Annotated in this window: 2 protein-coding genes; one reads left to right on the forward strand and one right to left on the reverse strand. The window is 40.8% G+C overall.

Going from position 1 to position 2,228, the window contains the following annotated elements:
* Positions 1 to 82: 82 nt before the first annotated feature.
* Entirely contained in the window at positions 83 to 757 is a 675-nt protein-coding gene (locus CDG77_RS34620; RefSeq protein WP_223270165.1) for a 2OG-Fe(II) oxygenase family protein, read from the reverse strand.
* A gap of 300 nt (positions 758 to 1,057) precedes the next feature.
* On the opposite strand from CDG77_RS34620, the gene modD reads away from it, so the two are divergent.
* Positions 1,058 to 1,909: a ModD protein gene (gene modD / locus CDG77_RS34625; RefSeq protein WP_094333624.1), complete on the forward strand. Its 852-nt coding sequence runs from the start codon at positions 1,058 to 1,060 to the stop codon at positions 1,907 to 1,909.
* The last annotated feature ends 319 nt before the right edge of the window (positions 1,910 to 2,228 follow it).

The raw sequence follows: 2,228 nt of genomic DNA on the forward strand, positions 1-2,228 counted from the left end.
CGACGGCTGCTTCTCCTTCCCCCTCCTCACAATGATTATCATTCTTGTATTTGGTGATTTTATTGCTTGGAAGTCCCTAAGACTAAGCACCTGCATCGAGATTGTGAAAAAAAGCAATCCTGAGAGCCAATCGGCACTGTAGTGCAGTCGATGCTACTGGAGTTACCATGTGCCAAGAATTATCTGAGCGCACAATCACAGCCGAAAACTGGCTCAGTGGTGCAATATCTTGAAAGACAGATTCTGGTTTTTCGTCAAGGAGAATTCGCAAACAACCACCCCAGTCCATAGGCCATTGTTCATTGAAAAATAGCAAATGAGTCAAAGCTTTCGATGGTTCATCAGTATGAGGGCGATGACAGTGACCTAGATTATATCGACGAAACCCAATCACCATTGCACAGTCTTTCAATTCCACCCCAGACATCTGTGTTAAGGCTTGGCGGTAAGCAGGTGTCCACAGTTCTTCTATCACTTGTCGCCAAGGACTGCTGAGATTAACAAGATTAGAAGATAATCTACCTTGTGCAATGCGATCGCGCCAACGAGCTGACAACTCAGGGCTGGCGCGTTCGCAAAACTTATACATCAAAGCAATATCCTCATTACTAGCAAGCATATCACTCCAAAGATATCCATATCCTGACCCTATTGATAAGCGAAACTGCTCTTGGGGAAAGCTGGCAGCGAGTTCCAAGCTAGCTGCTTTGGGCAACAAATTCTCTACCACAGCATAACTGTATGGAACTGATTGCATTGTTGTACGATCAATGGCATTTAAATTTAGCATTCTCAATCTTCTTTGGATTATGTTTGTAATTTACACTATCTGTATGATTGCTAAATTCAAGTTTGATATTATAAGTCAATAGCTTCCAATTTCAGCATTTAACTCATTTTGGCGACTGAGGTAGATATTCTTTCTTAATAAAGTTATTTTGTTACCAACTATTTGGGAGAATAGTAATAATTATTACAATTCCTACAACTGAATGAGATTAGGTTTAGTGGGAATCTTGATTGAGCTATTTATTTGTCAGCCGATCATAAAACTAAAATGAGTGTTTTCTTCTCAGATGAGGCGATCGCTAGGTTAATTCAGGAAGATGTTCCCTACCTAGATTTGACAACCTACGGACTTGGCATTGGCAAGCAACCTGGTGAAATCGAGTTTTCTACCCGTCATCCGATGACCATTTGCGCTACTGAAGAAGCAGCCAGAGTATTAAAATATTGTGGTGCCGAAGTTCATTATCAAGTCGAAAGTGGTACAGTCTGCCAGGAGAAGCAATTAATTCTTCAAGCTAGTGGCACTGCTCAAGCTTTGCACAGTGGCTGGAGAGTTGCTTTAAATTTGATGGAATACGCTTCCGGCATTGCTTCGCGTACAAGAGTATTAGTGGATACTGCTTCATCAGTAAATCAGTCTGTTTCTATTGTGACTACTCGTAAATGTTTTCCAGGTACTAGAATGCTTTCCATCAAAGCAGTTCTAGCTGGCGGGGGATTTTTTCATCGCTTAGGGTTATCTGAAACAGTTCTGATCTTTAACCAACACCTGATATTCCTGGGAGGTATAGTTGGGCTAATTGAGCGCATGAATGAACTGCGACGACAGTTTCCAGAACAACGTATTTGCGTTGAAGTTGATACAACAAAAGATGCTTGGATGGCTGCTCAAGCAGGTGTAGATTTAATTCAGTTTGATAAAATTCCCCTACCAGACCTTGAGCCTCTAGTTTTGAAATTGAAGCAGCAGTATCCAAACTTAAAACTAGCAGCTGCTGGTGGTATTACCTCTGAAAATATAAAGGATTATGCTAGTACTGGTGTAAATATTTTAGTGACAAGTTCACCGTACTTTGGTAAACCATGCGATATTGCAGTCAAAATGACGATGGCACAGTAGTGCATTTTAATATTTAGTTTGATACTTAAGATTGCAGTTGTTAAAACGCAGGAGTTGAGCCAGAAAGAACAGCGCTTAGGCAAGACTTAGAACAGAAGTAAATGGGCGTTTTGCGAAGCTCTTAAACAGTTGATGAAATAGAGCGATATAGCCATCTATCGCTCTATTCACTGCATCATGAATTGTAGCATTTATTTGGTCTATTGGTTGTATACACGGAGTAGTCTAGTCACTCTATGGTTGTAGTTTTTCACTCTCCCCCCATCAGCAAGAGTTTGCAGTGTAGGTAAAAGTAGGGGAGAGTATTGTATGGTAATGT

The organism is Nostoc sp. 'Peltigera membranacea cyanobiont' 213 (assembly GCF_002245975.1).
Lineage (GTDB): Bacteria > Cyanobacteriota > Cyanobacteriia > Cyanobacteriales > Nostocaceae > Nostoc.